The organism is Rhizobium sp. P44RR-XXIV (assembly GCF_001999485.2).
In the GTDB taxonomy this organism is placed as follows: domain Bacteria; phylum Pseudomonadota; class Alphaproteobacteria; order Rhizobiales; family Rhizobiaceae; genus Rhizobium.
Genome location: NZ_MPVZ02000029.1, coordinates 1,455,292 through 1,473,389 on the forward strand (window position 1 = coordinate 1,455,292; position 18,098 = coordinate 1,473,389).

An 18,098-nucleotide genomic window follows, 5' to 3' on the forward strand; every position below is an offset into this window, starting at 1 on the left:
CAAGGGGAGACAATCGCTTGGCACTGCTCCTGATGCGTTGATTGAAGCCAAGCATTCCACATCAGCCCACCAGAGTATGGCGGGCTGATGTGTTCAAATTCGAATGGAGTAGGGGCCGGACTTGAGCGGTCGAGCACCAAGGTTCCGCTCCGGCTCAATAGCAGATGTCGGAGATGGTCGGTAAAAACCGGCACCGCACAAGGGCCCAGCCCATCAATTTCCGTCTCTACTTGGCCAGAACAATATGTGTGGCCCGCTCCGTCGGAACATGCTCGACTGTCCGATATCCCAGGGCGTGAAGATCAATGCCGCTAAAGAGAGGTTCTCCTTGACCGAGCGCGACGGGAGAAAAGGCAAGGTGAATTTCATCGACGTGGCCGGCCTGAACATATTGCCTCACGGTGTTGGCGCCGCCACCAATCTTGATGTCCTTCGCGCCTGCCGCCTCCCGGGCTTTTTGCAACGCTTCCTCAATGCCGCCGGTGACAAAGTGAAATGTCGTCCCACCGAGCATCTCGATTGATGGTCTTGGATAGTGTGTCAGTATGAAAGTCGGTGCGTGATAAGGCGGATTGTCACCCCACCAGCCCTTCCATTGATCATCCGGCCATTCGCCGCGAATGGGCCCGAACATGTTGCGGCCGAGGATGAAGGCACCGAAACCCTCCATTGCGCGATGCCGAACCGGTCATCAAGGCCGGTTTCTCCGTCGCCTTTTCCGAGCATCTGACGAAACGCCCGCGTCGGGAAAAACCACTGAAAAAGCTCCTCGCCTCGCAGACCAAGCGGGCGCTCCAGACCCTGGTCAATACCCGCAGCGAAACCATCAAGCGAGACACTGAACCCAGAAACCTTTACTTTAGTCATTCGTACCTCCATCCGCACCGACTCCATAAGGGCAGAGATCCGCACCGGCGCATTGCGGTCAACTCTATCCTGCAGGACGATTGGGATTGTCGGGAGCCGACAATTTCCAAAAAATTTTTCGATAGTGCCGAATGAGGCTTGGGAATACCTGCGGCGACGGTACAGAACCCTGGTGACAGGAGAGCTATCAAGGCACTTCGCTGGTTCTTGGCCAGCATGTTATCGTCCCGTACGATCGGCACCCCGATCAAATTTCGCGGGCGAGCCAACGAACCATATTGGCCATCAGTATGTCATAGCTATCCCAGCGCATGAATTCATCCGACAGCCAGTGAGGACCGATATCTGTCATCCAGGCAAGCGATCGTCCGGCGCCATAGTCGCGCACGGTGAGAAGCGGCAGCTCTCGCCCGCGATTGATGCAATGGATCAGGGTCGCCGTTTCGACATTCGTCCTGGCAACAACACGGTTCATGCCGAGAACGAAAGGGATTGAAGACTTCAGTCCTGCGAGCACCGGATGGATGGCGTCAACAATCAAAGGGTCAAGTCCCTCAGGCGCCTCCAGCCCGTCCGGATGGGGGCTGATCTCGACAGGCATGCAGTCTTCAACGGCCGTGCCATGGAACATTGCGGAACCATCCATGCCCTGGAAACCTGTGTAGCCGCCGGCCATCATCAAGCCTCCGCCTTGCTCAACCCAGTGGCGGAGCAATTCCAGACGATTGACCGAGCGCTGCCCCATTCTGGTTTCTGGCGTATAGAGCAGCGACAGCGCACCCACATCCGAGATGACGACAGCGGAGTATTGACCGAGTGTCTCGAGTGACCTTGGGAATTCTGCCTCGCATCGTTCGCCACCGATCTGAACGACTTCGATGCCTTGGGCCGCGAGCGCCTCGATATAGCGCGTTGCGCCGTTTAAGTATCGCGACGACGAGCCAACCTCCATGCCCTTGGAGGCAAACGACGTGACGTGAAAGGTCTCGCCCGCGAGCAATACCGGCTTCATGATAAATCCTTCTATGGAAGAGAGGGCAACGCCTGAGTGGCGTTGCCCGAAGCGTATCAGAACTTGAATTCTTCGATATTCGCCGGCGTCACGATCTTGGCTGGTCCAAGCAGGACTTCGCCCTTTGCTCCGACCTTATAGGATCCAAGGCGACCTGCGGTGAATGTTTCGCCTTCCTTGCCGGTAACCTTGCATTGCGCGACGGCCTGAGCCGCATAATAGGTCAGATATCCGAGATCCTTGACGTTCCACCAGATATCCTGGACGGAGCCATCCTGGATGTACTTCTTGATCAACGTCGCAGGCGCAAGGCCGGTGAGCTTGATCTTGCCGAGAAGACCGGCCTGATCCATGGCGCGGGCAGCCGCCGGCAGACCGATGCCGGCCGGGATGATGATACCCTTCAGGTTGGGGAATGCTTGCGCAAGACCGAGCGCTTGCTGCTGGTTCACCTGCTCGCTCTCCTGGCCGTAGGCGACCTGGACGAGCTTCATCTTGGCGTATTTCTTGTCGCCTTCCATCTTCTTCTTCATGAAGGCGATCCAGGCGTTCTGGTTCGCAGCGGTCGGCGTAGAAGACAGGATAGCGAAGTCGCCCTCATAGTTGATGAGCTGGCCCATCGATTCCAGCATCATCTCGGCCAGGCTGTCGCCTGCGGCCTGATTGAGGAACACCGTACGAGCATTCGTCGCCACGTCAGAGTCATACGAGACGATCTTGACGCCTTGCTTTTCGGCGCGGCGAAGAGCAGGCGCAACGGCATTTGCATCATTGGCTGAGATGGCGATAACGCCAACCTTCTGCGACACTAGATTGTTGATGAAGTCAATCTGCGCTTCGGCGGTTGCCTGCGACGGCGCCTGCTTGATCGCCTTGCCGCCGATCTCACCTGCAGCCTCTTCGGCACCGGTCTGGGCAACCTGGAAGTACGGATCGGTGTCGAGCTTCGGCAGGAAGCCGACGGTCACGGGAGCCTTCGCGCAATCCTCCGCGCTTGCCGTTGCAACGCTCGCAATCAGGGTGCTGGCAAGAAGTATCGATGTCAAAATCTTGGATTTCATGTGGTTTCCTCCTCTTAAAATCCGGCTTGAATGAACAAACGAGCCGCCGGAGGCTACTCGTTTGCCTTTGGCTTGAAGTAATAGGTTCTGACGCTGGCAAAGATCCGCTCAGCCGCATTGCTGGCGAGTAGCGAGACAATCAGAAGAAGGCCGATGACGGTCCCCTGCGCATCGCCACCGATCTGCAGCAGGCCTAGCACATTGCGGATGGTGGCAAACAGCAGGAGCGCCCAGAGCACACCCGTCAGCTTGCCCTTGCCTCCGAAAACGCTGATGCCGCCAAGAAGAGCGATGGTGATGACATCAAGCTCGATGCCCAGCGCATTGTTGGCGCGGGCATTGGCAAGACGCGCGGCATAGACCATGCCCGCTGCTGCACAGACGACACCGGAGGTGATGAACAGGCCGAGCACCGTGCGGGCTAGGCGGATGCCTGAATAGCGCGCCGCTTCCGGGCTGCCGCCGATGGCGTAGATCCGGCGTCCGAGCGGCATCTTCTGAAGAGCAATCGCAAACAGCGGCGCCAGCAAGATGAAGGGCACGATCGTCCACGGAACAGGCGTATCGCCCACCGTGTTGATACCGAAATCGAGAAAGCTGTCCGGGAAATCGTTGATCGAGTCCGAGCCGAGCAGGATGTAGCCGATGCCTCGAAAGAGCGCCATCGTACCCAAGGTTACGACAAGCGACGGCAGACCGAGCTTCGTGACCAGAATTCCGTTGAACGCTCCGCAAGCGGCACCCGCAAGCAAGGTCAGCGGAATAGCCAGGTAAAGGGGAAACTCCGCCTGCGTCAGCAAGCCGAAGACGACACTCGTGAGCGCAAGCGTGCTGCCGACCGAAAGGTCAATCTCACGGGCAATGATCAGAAAGACCATCGGCAGGACGATCAGTGCCCGTTCGGAAATCCCGGCCACGGCCTGCGAGATGTTGAATGTCGAAGCGAAGTTCGGCACGGCGAAAATCGCGTAAAGGATGACAAGGATGGTGATGGCGGCAAGGAAATTGTCCCAGTTGCCGATGCGGGCAACGAAGTCCGTCTTGTGCTTCGATGTGTCTGTCATGAATGCGCACCTCCACGGGACGCGCGGCGGGCGACATAGGCGTCGATGCCGATGGCGACAAGAATGACGAGGCCGTAGACGCCCTGCAGCCAAAGCGGATCGACGCGCACCAGTGTCAGGCCGTTATTGATCACCAGCAGCAGCAGAGCACCGGCGGCAACGCCAAGCACCGTCCCCGAACCGCCGCGCACCGCGACACCGCCAACCACGACGGCTGCGATAACGGTAAGTTCGAAGCCATAGGCGACACGGGCATCGACGGTGGCGTAACGCGACGCCCACAGCGCGCCGTCGAAGCCTGCCAGCAGACCTGCCGCGGCAAAGGCCAGCAGGATTCGCGGCCTGGCCGGTATGCCGATCAGCCGGGCACCATCCGGGTTGGAGCCGATCGCAAAAAGTTCGCGGCCAAGCGAGGTGTAGCGGAGGATGTAGCCGGCAACCAACAAGGTAGCTATCGCTATGAGGAGGATCGCCGGGACACCGAAGATATTGGCACTGGTCATATCCAGCCAGGATTGCGGAACCTGATCCGCGCTCACTTGCGTGCCGCCGGCCCAAATGCTGTTCAAGCCGCGGAAGACGGACATCGTACCCAGCGTCACGACGATTGCCGGCACCTTTCCATAGGTGATGATCAACCCATTCACAGTGCCTGCGACCAGGCCGATGCCGCAGGCGAGCAGCACGCCGCCGGCCACTCCGATCTCGGGATGAGCATGCAGGGTCGAGGCAGCACCATAGGCGGCAAGGCCGATGATGGCGGCTACCGACAGATCGATGCTTCGGGTAATCAGCACCAGCATCTGTGCGATGGCCACGATCACCAACAAACCGGCATCCATGGCCAAGGCGGAAAGGTTCGCGCCGCTCAGCATGCGAATATTCAGGATCGATATGGGTATGATCACCGCAAGCATTGCGGCGACGAGCCCAAATTCTCGGCGCGAGAATATTTGCCTCAGAAGGCTTTGCTGCGGCTGAAGCTCGACATGCTCGATGCCCGAATGGACCGGCTTGGCGACAAGGTCGCCATCGACCTTCTGAACGACGGCATCGGTCGCAGCGCCGATGACCTTTTCCTGCGTTGCCTCGTCGCGCTCGAACCTTCCCGAAATGTGTCCTTCGCGCAGGACGATCATCCTGTCGGACATTCCGAGCAATTCGGGCAACTCCGACGAGATGAGGATGATCGCCATGCCCTGGCTGGCAAGATCGGCCATCATCGCATGGACGTCCGCCTTGGCCTGAACATCGATACCCTGTGTCGGCTCGTCGAGGATGAGGATCCGCGGCTTGGTCGCCAGCCATTTTGACAGGACGACCTTCTGCTGATTGCCGCCCGACAGGGAGCTGACCGGCTGTCCGTAGGAGCTGAAACGAAGACGCAGCCGATCGAGGAACGGCTCGGCAAGCTTGAGCTCTTTCGAGCGCGACATCATCCCGCCGCTGGTTGCCTCGTCGAGAACTGTCAGCGAGGCATTGTTGAGGATCGAGAAATCCATGACCAGGCTTTGGCCGATGCGATCCTCCGAGACATAGGCGATACCTTGCTCCATGGCGGCGCTTGCCGAGCTGAAGCGGACAGCATTGCCATCGATCGTGATCGTGCCTGACGTGGGTTGATCGATGCCGAAGAGCACCCGCGCGATCTCGGTGCGACCGCTTCCGACGAGACCGCCAAAGCCGAGGATTTCTCCTGCCCGCAGCTGGAACGAGATATCTTCGAAGGTGCCCTTTCGCGTGAGGTTGTTGACCTCGAGCACGACATTGCCTGGTGTCGCGGTGTGGCGCGGATACAACCCGTCAAGCGACCGCCCGACCATCATCTGGATGGCACGCTCGCGGGATAGATCCGCCGTCAGTTCTGTGCCGACGAGGCGCCCATCGCGCAGAACGGCAATCCGGTCGGCAACACGGTAGATTTCATCCATCCGGTGCCCGACGAACATCATGGCGACGCCGCGTTTGCGCAGCCCATCCACCACGCCGAATAGACGCTCGACCTCGCGCTGCGAGAGGGCGGCTGTGGGTTCATCCATGATCAGCACGCGGGCATCGAGCGACAGGGCGCGGGCGACTTCCACCAGCTGCTGTTCCGATGTCCGCAACTTGCCAAGAGGTTGGGAAACGTCGGCATCGAGGCCAATAGTCCTGAGAAGGCGCGCGGCCTCTGCCTGCATGGCACTGTAGTCGAGCTTCCACTTCGTGCCGGTCTGTCCGATGAAGAGGTTTTCGGCAATGCTCAGATCGGGAAAGAGCCCCGGATGCTGGTGCATGACGGCAACGCCGGAATGCTGCGCTTCAAGCGGCGACGAAAACCGCTTTTGCTGGCCACCAATGAGGACGGCGCCCGTGTCAGGCCTGTGGACGCCCGCAAGCAGCTTCACACAGGTGCTCTTGCCCGCGCCATTCTCTCCAAGCAGAGCAAGGACTTCCCCCGCCCGAAGCTCGATGGTGACGTCGGACACGGCGACCGTGCCGCCGAATATCTTCGTGACGCCGGCAAGCGATGCAACGACACCATTGCCATTCGGCAAGGAGTTCACCGGCGAGAGGGGTGCCGCCTCAAGCATGGTCAACACCGTAGTTATCGCCGCGGGAATGCGGGGCCTGGCTCTTGCAGGAAATCATTTAGGGGTCCTCACCAAGTCTCTCTCGACACGCCAGCTCCCTTTGGCGTATTTATTAAAGCAGTTTACTATAATTGTTGTTGAAGTCCGTCAAGAGCAGTCGTAAAGGTCTTTTTGACAATCGACAGGCGGCGCGTAAAAGAACGCATCAGGGCAAGTTTTCGAGACGTGGGAGCAGGCAAATGGCGGGCAAAGGCAGTAACTCTGTTCAGTTACGCCACTACAATGAGCGTGTCGTTCTCGACGCCGTTCGCCGGTTTGGCGAAACCTCGAAAGCAGAAATCGCCAGGTTCGCGCACCTCACCCCGCCCGCCGTCGCGACGATCGTCGATGCCCTCGTGGCCGGCGGCTATCTTGTTGAAAATGGAAAGCGTTTTGGCGGCAAGGGCCAACCGTCTGCGATGTATGGGCTTGCGAAAGACGGAGCCTATTCCATTGGCCTTCACGTCGGGCGTCGGGCGATGGATGCGATTCTGACGGATTTTTCCGGCGAGACGGTTGCCTTCGAGACACACGAATATGATCACCCCAATCCGGTCGGCATCAAGGAACTTGGTGACGCAGCAATCGCCCGCTTCAGAACCCAACTTGGCAGGGAAGGTCAGAAGCGCCTCATCGGGATCGGCATCTCGGCGCCCTATTTCATCGGCGGATGGGATGAGGAACTGGGCTTTCCATCCGACGTGCAGATGGAGTGGCGTACCTTCGATCTGAGGTCGCATTTCGCCGAAAGCCAGGATCTTCCCGTGATGATCGAGAACGATGCGTCTGCGGCAGCGGTTGCCGAACTGGTCTATGGCCTGGGCAAGCAATATTCCGATTTCCTGCACATATCGCTCAGCACCTTTGTCGGCGGCGGCCTTGTTCTCGACGGCACCTTGCAGACCGGCCCGAACGGCAACACGGCGGCATTCGGCCCATTTCCGGTGACGTACTCGACACTGAATTCCGTCCCGAAACCTCCAGGGAAATTCGACGTCCTGCTCCACCGCGCTTCTATTTTTACCCTCGTTCATCATCTGAGATTCAACGGTTTCGATATTACCCGGGTCCGTGATCTCGATCCCATGCCGGCAGCGGCGCAAAAGCTTGTTTCCGAATGGCAAGAAGATTGTGCTGATGCATTGGCGCAGGCGCTTATCGGAAGCATTTCGGTTGTCGACGTCGAAGCCGTGGTTATTGACGGATTGCTGCCGCAAGCCCTGCTTGCGGATACTGTCGAACGGATCAAGCGCTGTTTCGCGGAGATGATACCACCGGGCCTCATTGCCCCCGTTATCAGCGCAGGGGTCCTCGGCGCGCGTGGCTCGGCGCTGGGAGCGAGCCTGATGCCGATTTACGCGATGTTCGGCCCGGATACCGGAGTCCTGATGAAAAAGGGGCTCGACAAGAAGCCGCTCATGATCGGCTCCGAATTCAACCGGCGAGGTGGATAAACTGCACAGGCGCCGATGTTGCTCGTTCGCGTACAGCACGCAAGGCAACATGGTGAAATCACCTCTAGATTACGCCTGTCCGGCAATGCATTTGGCCAATAGCAACGCCTTACGCACCCCTCAGCCTAGCGCCCTTAAGATATCGCCGCGTTTCGATAAGAAGGCCCGTTGCGAGGGTCGACCTCGCAACGGATAATCATTGGTCTGCGCCGTTACGGCAGCCGGCTCCGCTCTACCTGACGAAGGGTCTCCGTCGCGGACTTCAGCTGGGCGCGCGTGTACATGAGCGCGTGGGACGCCAGATCATAGCCGTCTTCCCAGAGATTGCGCCAGATGCCGAGAATGCCTTCCAGCGGCTGGCCCACGACGCGGGACGAGAAGCTTTCGAACGTGATCGGACCGGTATAGCCGGAGGCGACGAGCGCGCGGAATACGCCGGCCAAGTCGATCGTGCCGGAGCCGAGATAGCCACGGTGGGAGTCACCGGTGTGGAAATATCCGAGATAGCTGCCGGTATCCTTGATCGCGGAGGGAACATCGGATTCCTCGATGTTCATATGGTACACGTCGAGGTGCACCTTCACATTATCGGCGCCGATGCGCTTGCAGAGCTCAACACCCTGCGAGGCGGTGTTGAGAACGTTGGATTCGTAGCGGTTCACCACTTCGAGACCGAGCGTGATGCCGCTCTTTGCGGCGATTTCCGCGACCTGTCCCAGAATGTCGACAGACATGGCAACGCCGGCCGCCGTCGTCGGAACGCTGCTCTTCTGGAATGCGGAGTGCAGAATGCCGCAGACATGCGTTGCGCCGGCATCGCGCGCAAGCGTCAGCGCTTCCAGAAGCTTTGCCTTGCCGCGCTTGCCCTTCTCGATATCGCCGCTCGAAATATCCGTGTCGGCATCAAGGCCGAGCGAGAAGTTGATGCCGATGCCATGCTTTTCCAGCGCCCGGCGCGTGAAGTCGATATCGATGGAGCTTGGATCGAGCGCCGGTGCTTCGATGAAGTCGTATCCGACCTCGGCCGATTTGGCGATCGCCCGTTCGCATTCGTCGTGGCTCCAGCCCTTTTCCCAGACCAAGGCGTGTACACCCAATTTGTTCATGGCAATGCTCCTAGTTTTTGCACAAAAGATCTTGCTTCCCGGAAACCTTTGTTCTCCGGGTTGCGGTGTTGATGTGTCGGTGGATCGCCTCAGCTGCGATCAGCCGGATGGCTCAATTGTTGTCGATACGGAGGTCGGGATCAGCGCTTCCCTGCATGATCGCGCGTCCGTTCGGCAAATCGTTCTCCTCGACCTTGCGGTCGATCTCGCTCGGATCGAGGCCATAGCTGCGCCATCGGGCCTGCAACCTTTCGCGCAGTTCCGCCTCGCCAACGTCGACGAAGACGGTGAAGTCGAAGATTTCCTTCAGCCTGTTCCAAGGAGCCTGCCGAGCCAGCAGGTAGTTTCCTTCGCAGACGATGATGTCCGTTGACTTCGGAATGAGCCTGCCGCCGGCCCGGGAGATTTCGATCGACCGATCAAAGACCGGAACGGCGACAAGATCGTCTTCATTCGCCTTCAGGCGATTGAGCATATGGCGCAGGCCATGCGCATCGAACGTGTCGATGGCGCCCTTATAGGCGAGGCGGCCCATCTGCTTGAGAACGGCGTCGTCATAGTGATAGCCATCCATCGGGAACAAAGCCGCGCTGATGCCGTGATTGCCGGCGATCAGCTCAACGATGCGCTCGGCAACCGCAGACTTACCGGATCCCGGCGCGCCGGCGATGGCGACGAGCACTCTCCGGCCGCCGCCGGCTATAAACCGTTGCGTGGCGATCTCGGCGATCTCGCGGGCATTTTTTTCTAATGTGGTCAAAACAACTCCGATCCTGCCGTTGTCAGCTCAAGCCAAATTGCGCAGCCTTGCCGCGCAAGAACCCAAGACCATGATCCAAAACCTCTTCCGCATCGCGGGCTACCGGACGCCAGGTCGAGATATCGCCCGCCATTTCAGCCGGCATGCTCACGAAGCTTTCGAGCGTCAGCGCGCCCTTGAAGCCGATGGCCGAAAGTGCCGTGAAGATCGAATCCCAGGGGACGTTGCCGGCGCCCGGCGTTCCCCGGTCGCTCTCGGACATATGCATGTATTTGAGGTGGTCGCGTGCAACGATAATGCCGTTGGCCGCGCCCTTCTCCTCCATGTTCATGTGGAACGTGTCCAGATGAACGAAGACATTGTCCATGCCGATACGCTCGACCAGCGCAACGGCCTGCTCGGCCGAATTGATCAGATGGCTTTCATAGCGGTTGACGGCCTCGACACCCAACTGGATACCGAGCTTCTTCGCATGTCTGGCGGCGGTTTCCAGCGCACGCGTAAGATTATCGTACTCGCCCTGCGTCGGCGGAAAGCCCGTGCGCTCGTTGGTGCCGCCATAGGTGACGCCCGTCAGGGCCTCACCGCCCATTTCAGCCGCTTTGTCCATCGCGGTCATGAGATGCGCGATCGCCGCATCCGGGCGAATGGATGCCCAGGCCGGCTGCGGCAAGACAAGCGAGCAGGCAGCACGGATACCATGCCGATCCAGCAGTGCGCGCGTATGCCGTGCGTCGACGGAAGGCGCGTCGAGCAGGGGAATCTCGATCAGATCCGCCTTGTATTTTGCCGCACCGGCAATCGCCCGCTCCGCGCCGGCGCGGTCCCAGGTCATTGTCCACATGGCGGCGTGAATGCCAAAACCCTGCACAGTCATATCTTCTTTTCCTGTATTGCGTCATGGAGCGAAACGATCGCTCGCGATGTCATATCTGCCGGCAGCGTCATGCGAGCACGTCCACCCATGCACCGTTCGCCGACGACGACCGAACGCAGGCGTCGACAAACTCCAACCCCTCCACGCCTTCTCTTATGCCGGGGAGCGAGAGCTTCCTGTCGGTCGCCTTGCCACGAAGCACCAGCGCCGCGTCACGATAGAGATTGGCGAAGGCCTCAAGAAAACCTTCGGGATGTCCGGCAGGTATCCGGATCGAATCGGTATTGCCAGAAGTCGCCTGCGCGCCGCCTCGGGTGAGCAGCTGCTTCGGCTTGCCATATTGCGTAAACCAGAGCCGGTTCGGATCTTCCTGCTCCCATTCGAGGCCGCCCTTGGAGCCGTAAACCCGGAACGTGAAGTGGTTCTCGTTGCCGACCGCAACCTGGCTCACCCACATCGTGCCCTTGGCGCCATTCTCATAGCGCAGAAGGATCGATGCGTTATCGTCAAGCCGGCGCCCGGGAACGAAGGACGAGAGATCAGCCAGAAGATGCGAGGGGCGGCGACCGAGCACGAAGGTGGACAGATTGTAGGCGTGGGTGCCGATATCGCCGATCGATCCGCCTGCGCCGGATTTCGAAGGGTCAGTGCGCCACTCTGCGCCCTTTGCCCCGCGATGCTCCATCGGCTCCGTCAGCCAATCCTGAACATATTCGGCATGAAGGGTTCTGATCTCTCCCAACTCACCGGCGGCGACCATGTCACGCATCTGACGGACCATCGGGTAGCCGGTATAATTATGCGTCAGGAAGAAGTGCTTGCCTGTCCGGCCAACAATCTTTTCAAGTTCGATCGCGTCTTCGAGCGTCGCGGTAACCGGCTTGTCGCAGATGACGTGCAGGCCGGCCTCGAGGCACGCCTTGGCCGCCTCGAAATGGAGATGGTTCGGCGTCGCGATGACAACGGCCTCAATGGCATCAGCCCTTGCCTGCTCGCCGCGGATCATATCCTCGATACTGCCATAGGCACGCGAGGCTTCGACGCCGATATCTTCGGCCGAGCCCTTGTTGCGTTCAGCATCCGAGGAAAAGACGCCGGCAACGACGTCGTATAATCCATCCATCCGTGCGGCAATGCGATGAACACCACCGATAAATGAACCCCTGCCGCCGCCGACCATGCCTAGTCGAATTCTTGTCATCTCATATCCTTTTGAAGGCGATCGCCAGGGACCATCGCTGCGCAGGGATCGTGCGCACGGTCATCGGCGTGTACAGCTAGTTTTCAGGTGGAGGTTGAACAGGCTTGCGAACAACCCTGCGGGTGGATTCACGCGCTCTCAAGGCGCAGGTGACACGCTTGTGCGCCATCGGACTGTCGCGCTTCTTCATGCGCCGTTGCAGCATCTCCCAGCAGGCCTCGCTGAGTTCCCCCAAAGGCTGCTCGATCGTGCTGACATAGGGTCGCAGGACCGTCATCCAGTCGGAGTCGTCAAAGCCGAGCAAGGATACGTCGTTCGGAAACGCCAGATCGACCGCCCTGATCGCCTTGGCTGCTCCGAGCGTCGCCACATAGGCTGAGGCGAAGATCGCGGTCGGCCGATCCGCGCGCCTCAGCTCCTGCTCCAGCGCACTCCGGCAGCTCTCGATCGTCAGCCCCCCATAGACGACATTGGCGTCCGGCAAGCCTGCCGCAGCCATCGCCTTGCGGTAGCCCGATACACGCTCCTCCATGTTACCTAGGCCAAGTGCCGTCGCCAGAAAGGTTATGCGTTTGTGGCCGAGATCGATGAGATGCTGTGTTCCCGTCAATGCAGCCTGTTCATTGTCGGCGGACACCGTATCGAACCCCTCGACCGTAAAAGCGCGGTCGACGAGGACCGTCGGCACGCCGTTGATGCTGGAATTCGGGGACGGATCGATTGAATCGCCGCTCGACGAGATGATCAAACCATCGACCTGACGGGACACGAGCGCCTTTATCCTCTCCTTCTCTTCCGCCACCTCTTCGTGGCTGCTCATCAGAAGGGTCTGAAATCCCGATTTCAGGGCACGAAGTTCAAGCTCCTTGACCAGCCCGGAAAAGAACGGGTTGGTCAGGTCCGGGACGACGATCCCGATGGTTTTCGTTTTCCCGAATCGAAGGCTGGAGGCGAGGTGATTGGGCCGGTAGTCGAGAGTTGCGATGGCATCGAACACAGCTTTGCGCAGAGGCTCCGCCACCAGCTTCTTTCCGGTGAGGACGTTCGAAACCGTGCCGGGAGCAACGCCGGCAAGAGCCGCCACGTCCTTGATCGTCGGAGCCTTCTTCGCGCCGCTATTTGCCATGTTCACTCTCGCCATTCTCGTTGATTCCTCCGATCATAACGATCCCTATCCCGGCATCAAAGACGGCGTCAGCGTCGCGTACCGATCAGCCGGTCGAGCGAGACCGCAAGGATGATCAGGCCACCCATGACCACCAGCTGGTAGAAAGTCGGAACACGCAGAAGATTGAGTCCGTTGCTGATCGTGCCGATGATGAGGCCGCCGATGACGACGGAGGGAATTCTCCCTTTGCCACCAAAGAAGCTCGTTCCCCCGATGATGGCCGAGGCGATGGCGAAGGTCTCGAACCCGGTTCCCGCAGCAGGCTCCGCCGCGCCGAGGCGGGCGTGCTGAGAACGCCGGCAAGCCCAGCACAAAGCCCCGAGATCATGAAAACCATCAGCGTATGGAACTTCACATCGATCCCCGAAAAGAACGCCGCCTCCTTGTTTCCGCCGACCGCGTATATGTTCCTTCCAAGGCGCGTCTGCCGGGTCATCCACCAGAGGATCAGCGCCATTGCGAGCGCAACGATGATCGGCACCGGAACGTAGAATAGCGAGCCTGTCAGCGCGTCCGTGAAGGCATAGGGGAAGCCGAAGACCGGCGTTGCACCTGAGATGATCAAGGTGACGCCACGGAAGATGGCATTGGTGCCGAGCGTGATGATGAAAGGATGCAATCCGGTAAAATTGACCAGAAGGCCGTTGATGGCTCCAAGCAGAATGCCGACGCCAGCGCCGCCGATCAGCACGGCAAGCCAGGGATCGAAACCCATCAGCAGCAGCTTGCCTGTCACGATACCTGCAAGCGCCAGGATGGAGCCGACGGAAAGATCGATGCCGGCGATCAGGATCGGGAAAAATTCACCCAGGGCGAGAAGGATCGTGATCGAGCTCTGAAGCACGATCTGCACCAGATTATCCTTGCGCAGGAAGTAGGCCGGCGACAGGATGCTGAAAAGCACAAGGATGACGATGAGTATGCAGAGAGTACCGTAGGTCTCCCAGAATTTTTCAAGGCGGCCCATCAGGCAACTCCTCCGATTGCATATTGTAGAAGCATTTCCTCATTGGCAGTGGCGCCCTCGACGAGGCCGCCGATCGAGCCGGCGCGAAACACCGCGATCCGGTCGCAGACGGCAAGAATCTCAGGCAGCTCGGAGGAAACGACGATGACGGCCTTGCCCTCGTCAGCCAGCTTTCGAATGATCGCGTAGATTTCTGCCTTGGCGCCGACATCGATCCCGCGTGTCGGTTCATCGAAGATGAAGACCTCGGGGTTTGTCGCCATCCATTTGCCGACCAGCACCTTTTGCTGGTTGCCTCCCGACAGTTCCGTTACGAGCTGGTCGACGGACCGGGCCTTGACGGCCAATCTCTTGCTTTCGCGCTCGGCAAGCGCCCTGTCGGCCCGCGACGAGACAAGCCCCAGAGCGCCGCGCAGCGGGGATGCCTTGACGCGTGCGGAAACGACGGTGTTTTCCATGATCGTGAAGTTGGGCATGAAGCCGGTCTGCCTGCGGCTTTCGGTGATATAGGCCATGCCGCTCTTCAGCGCCCTCAAAGGGTTACGCGGAGTGATATCCCGCCCATTGAGAACGATGGATCCGGACGCGCGCTTTTCAGCACCGAACAGGCAATTCATCAATTCCGTCCGACCGGACCCGATCAACCCGGCAAAACCGAAGACCTCGCCATGGTGCACGTCGAAACTGACATCCTTGACGCGTTTGCGATCGGCCGAAGTGACGTTACGCACCTCAAGCACCGGCGATCCGGTTCTATCGATTGGATGGGACGAAAGGAATTTCTGCTGTACGACGCGACCCACCATCATGCGGATCAGGTCGTCATTCGTGTGCTCGGCGATCAGGCCGGTGCCGTTGGAACTGCCATCCTTCAAGACCGAGAAGCGGTCGCCGATGGCCCGTACCTCATCGAATTTATGAGAAATGAACAGGATCGCCATGCCCTGCTCCCGAAGCTTGCGAACGAGATCGAGCAAGCGGTCGACCTCGATTTTGGTCAACGACGAGGTCGGCTCGTCCATGACCAAAACCCGGACCTTGCCCATCAGCGACTTGGCGATCTCGAGTATTTGCCGGTGAGCGATCGGAAGCTCGGCGACGGGTCGCCGAAGATTTATATCGAGACCAAGCTGCGAGAGAATGGCCCGGGCTTCCGTCTCCATTCTCTTCCAGTCGATCATCGGAAAACCGAAACGCCGCTTGGTGCGAAGGCGCCCGACGAACAGGTTCTCGAGAGCCGAGAGCTCGTTGATGACGCTTAGTTCCTGATAGATGATGGAGATGCCGGCTTCCGAGGCATCCGCCGGTGTCAACTGCGAGAACGGGTTACCGTCAATCTCGATCGTCCCGGCGGTCGGCTGATAGATGCCGGACAGCACTTTCATCAGGGTGGATTTGCCCGCGCCGTTCTCACCGAGCACGACGTGAACTTCTCCTGCATGGATATCGAGATCGACACCCTTCAGCGCGCGAATGCCGCCGAAGGACTTCTCAATCCCTCTCATCCTGACGATCGGAGTTTTCAAGGTCTTTTCGCCATTCTCCATGGCCATACTCCTTACGGGAGAGATGCCGCCGCGGTTGGTTTAGTCCGCGGCGGCCTGGCGTTATTTGGTGACGAGCACGGAGTCGACGGCGACCTGCTTTGCCTGCGTATCGACCGGCGTCAGCGAACCCTTCTTGGCGGCTGCGACGACAAGTTCGAGACCATCTGCGCCGAGCTTCTGCGGATCCTGGGCAACCGTCGCCGTCAGACGACCGGCATTGACGGAATCTCTTGCTTCCGGCGCACCGTCAGTTCCAACAACAATGACCTGGCCCGCCTTGCCGGCATTCTGCACGGCCTGAACGACGCCGAGCGCCATCGTATCGTTGGCGCAATAGAATGCCTTCAGATCCGGCGAAGACTGCAGGATGTTGCTGGCCACATCGAGGGCCTTGAGGCGGTCCCAATCGGCCGGCTGGCTCGCGACCAGCTTGACACCCTTTGCGCTCTGGAAGGCCTGAGTGGCCCCGCTCTTGCGGGCTTCACCCGAGGCAACGCCAGCCTTGCCTTCGATGATGGCGACTTCACCGCCGGCAGAGCCGAGCTTGCCGATGATGAAGTCGGCGCCCTTCTTGCCGACGGCAACATTGTCGGTCGTGATGAAGGCTTCGACATTGCCGCCCGCCTGCTTGAGGGCAGCCATATCGATCTGCTCATCGATATTCACGAGCGCGATACCCGCCTTGTAGGCCTTCGCTGCCGGCTGCACCAAGTTCACAGACGAGATCGGTGCGAAGGCGACGCCCTTGTAATTGCGGTTCAGGACATCTTCGAACAGCTGCAGCTGCGCCTGCGTATCGTCCTCCGACGGCGACGCGAAGATGTCGACCTCAACGCCGAGCTCCTTGGCCTTCGCCTGCACGCCCTTCTGGACGTCCTGCCAATAGGGATTGGCGAGCGTCTTCAAGATGACGGCATAGTCGGCGGCCTGGGCCTGAACGCTGCTAAAAAGTGCGGTCGCCGCGATTGCGGCCGCGGCAAAAAGCTTCATCCTGTTCATGATCATTCTCCTCCGATAAGTCACGGCTTCGCCGCGCCCGGTATCCAACACCGGGTTTGGGGACCATTCCCCGATCTAGAAAATCGATTTTCTAAAATATAAATTCCCTTACTCAGGTCACCGACACCGGCTTCGACTTCAGTCGAGCGGCCGTAGCGGGATCGGCTCGCCGGCAAAGCTGCGGCGGCAGGCCCTTCATGATCAGCTCGGCATCCGCGACCGCCATGGAGCCAAGCGCATATAGCGCATCCTGCGTGCCGCCCGTCCTGTGCGCGGACAAGAGAAGTCCCGGTGTCGAGCGAACCGGATCATCAGCCGCAACGGGCTCCTCTGGAAACACGTCGGTCGCGACGCGAATATGCCCGGAAGCAGCGGCGGCCAACATCGCCGGAAAATCGACGACAGCGGCGCGGCTCATCAACAGGAAGGCAGCGCCCGGCTTCATCATCGCAAACTCCCGGGCGCCGATGAAACCTTCATTCTCGCTCGTCACGCTTGCAAAGACGAAAACCACCTGGCTCTGCGAAAGAACCTCGTCTAGTCCAGCCGGAACGCAGTCGGCCCGCTCGATGATCTCATTCGGCAGCCAGGGATCGAAAACCCGAACATGATTGCGGAATGGCCGGATCAGTTCGCGCAGCTGGCGCCCAAGATCTCCGAAACCGACGATGCCGACGGACGCACCGGCAAAGCGGAAGGTATCTGTGTTGCCCGCAAGACCATACTGCTCGATGCCCTGGCGAAAATCCCGATCGGCCTGCGTAATGCCGCGAGCCAGATCCAAGGCCATGGCCAGAGAGGATTCCGCAACGGGTGACGCAAAGGCAGACGCCGGCGTAATGACCCAGATGCCCCGCTCAACACAGGCCTGATAGTCGATATTGGGCATGAAGTTGGATTCGACATTGATGATCGCCTTCAGTCTCGGCGCGCGATCAAGACGTTCCTTCGGCATGTCGGTCTGGCCGAAAATCAACACGGTATCAGGAAGAAGTTCATCGACCTGATCGGCAGGCATCTGCCGATCCTCGGAGATAACGACATCACCGAGTTGATGCAGCCTCGCCTTGACACTCGGCTCCATAATGAGATCGACAGTCCGCGGCAGCGGATCGACGAGAATGATATTGCGGCTCATGATGCCTCCCTCTGATGTCGGGGAGTCGTATCAGAAAAACGATTTTCTGCAAGAGGCTTTTACGTTCGGCCTCTGGAAATCTGCCAGTGGACAACACGAAGCCCGCTGGATGCGTTAACACGCGATGAGAAACTTCCTCCATCGCTGCGGCCAGCGACGGCACTTGTTAAGTCAAAGCGCGGATGCAGGCTGGGAAAGCCAATCGAAGCCTAGCCCATCAATCTCTTGAATGGGAACTTAGCCGGCATATGCAGAAAAGCATCGC

The 18,098-nt window shown here is 59.4% G+C and carries 14 protein-coding genes and 1 pseudogene; 1 reads left to right on the forward strand and 14 read right to left on the reverse strand.

Features of this window, described 5'->3' with window-relative positions; all coding sequences use genetic code 11:
• Positions 1-226 precede the first annotated feature (226 nt).
• The 5 genes and pseudogenes from BSK43_RS32700 to BSK43_RS32720 all read right to left on the reverse strand — a co-directional run bounded on the left by BSK43_RS32700 (position 227) and on the right by BSK43_RS32720 (position 6,577).
• A pseudogene (locus BSK43_RS32700) lies at positions 227-867 on the reverse strand (dihydrofolate reductase family protein).
• 247 nt (positions 868-1,114) lie between these two features.
• Positions 1,115-1,879 (reverse strand): glutamine amidotransferase, encoded by a 765-nt coding sequence (locus BSK43_RS32705; protein ID WP_077467625.1) that lies wholly within the window; start codon positions 1,877-1,879, stop codon positions 1,115-1,117.
• A gap of 56 nt (positions 1,880-1,935) precedes the next feature.
• The gene (locus BSK43_RS32710; protein ID WP_068394912.1) at positions 1,936-2,940 is read right to left on the reverse strand and encodes a rhamnose ABC transporter substrate-binding protein; all 1,005 of its coding nucleotides are present in this window, start codon (positions 2,938-2,940) and stop codon (positions 1,936-1,938) included.
• A gap of 53 nt (positions 2,941-2,993) precedes the next feature.
• Positions 2,994-4,004 (reverse strand): ABC transporter permease, encoded by a 1,011-nt coding sequence (locus BSK43_RS32715; protein ID WP_077467626.1) that lies wholly within the window; start codon positions 4,002-4,004, stop codon positions 2,994-2,996.
• Positions 4,001-6,577 (reverse strand): ATP-binding cassette domain-containing protein, encoded by a 2,577-nt coding sequence (locus BSK43_RS32720; protein ID WP_077467627.1) that lies wholly within the window; start codon positions 6,575-6,577, stop codon positions 4,001-4,003. The genes BSK43_RS32715 and BSK43_RS32720 overlap by 4 nt, the downstream gene beginning before the upstream one ends.
• Positions 6,578-6,816: 239 nt before the next feature.
• Here BSK43_RS32720 and BSK43_RS32725 point away from each other — a divergent pair, with 239 nt between their 5' ends.
• Complete coding sequence (locus tag BSK43_RS32725; RefSeq protein WP_077467628.1) at positions 6,817-8,070, forward strand: ROK family transcriptional regulator; 1,254 nt, start codon at positions 6,817-6,819, stop codon at positions 8,068-8,070.
• 212 nt (positions 8,071-8,282) lie between these two features.
• Here the strand turns inward: BSK43_RS32725 and BSK43_RS32730 are convergent, their stop codons facing one another.
• From BSK43_RS32730 to BSK43_RS32770, 9 genes are all read right to left on the reverse strand, one after another.
• Complete coding sequence (locus BSK43_RS32730) at positions 8,283-9,176, reverse strand: sugar phosphate isomerase/epimerase family protein (protein WP_077467629.1); 894 nt, start codon at positions 9,174-9,176, stop codon at positions 8,283-8,285.
• A gap of 112 nt (positions 9,177-9,288) precedes the next feature.
• Positions 9,289-9,936: a nucleoside/nucleotide kinase family protein gene (locus BSK43_RS32735; protein WP_077467630.1), complete on the reverse strand. Its 648-nt coding sequence runs from the start codon at positions 9,934-9,936 to the stop codon at positions 9,289-9,291.
• Between the two features lie 22 nt (positions 9,937-9,958).
• Complete coding sequence (locus tag BSK43_RS32740) at positions 9,959-10,807, reverse strand: sugar phosphate isomerase/epimerase (protein ID WP_077467704.1); 849 nt, start codon at positions 10,805-10,807, stop codon at positions 9,959-9,961.
• 73 nt (positions 10,808-10,880) lie between these two features.
• A complete protein-coding gene (locus BSK43_RS32745; protein WP_077467631.1) occupies positions 10,881-12,014 on the reverse strand; it encodes a Gfo/Idh/MocA family oxidoreductase in 1,134 nt (377 codons plus the stop codon).
• A gap of 76 nt (positions 12,015-12,090) precedes the next feature.
• Positions 12,091-13,155, reverse strand: a complete 1,065-nt coding sequence (locus BSK43_RS32750; RefSeq protein ID WP_246662763.1) for a LacI family DNA-binding transcriptional regulator — start codon at positions 13,153-13,155, stop codon at positions 12,091-12,093.
• Positions 13,156-13,255: 100 nt separating this feature from the next.
• Positions 13,256-14,149: a ribose ABC transporter permease gene (locus tag BSK43_RS32755; RefSeq protein WP_205910682.1), complete on the reverse strand. Its 894-nt coding sequence runs from the start codon at positions 14,147-14,149 to the stop codon at positions 13,256-13,258.
• The gene (locus tag BSK43_RS32760; RefSeq protein WP_205910683.1) at positions 14,149-15,696 is read right to left on the reverse strand and encodes an ATP-binding cassette domain-containing protein; all 1,548 of its coding nucleotides are present in this window, start codon (positions 15,694-15,696) and stop codon (positions 14,149-14,151) included. Before BSK43_RS32760 ends, BSK43_RS32755 begins: the two co-directional genes overlap by 1 nt.
• A 60-nt stretch (positions 15,697-15,756) precedes the next feature.
• A complete protein-coding gene (gene alsB / locus BSK43_RS32765) occupies positions 15,757-16,695 on the reverse strand; it encodes a D-allose transporter substrate-binding protein (protein ID WP_068394943.1) in 939 nt (312 codons plus the stop codon).
• Positions 16,696-16,807: 112 nt separating this feature from the next.
• Positions 16,808-17,833, reverse strand: a complete 1,026-nt coding sequence (locus BSK43_RS32770) for a hydroxyacid dehydrogenase (RefSeq protein WP_077467633.1) — start codon at positions 17,831-17,833, stop codon at positions 16,808-16,810.
• Positions 17,834-18,098 lie beyond the last annotated feature (265 nt).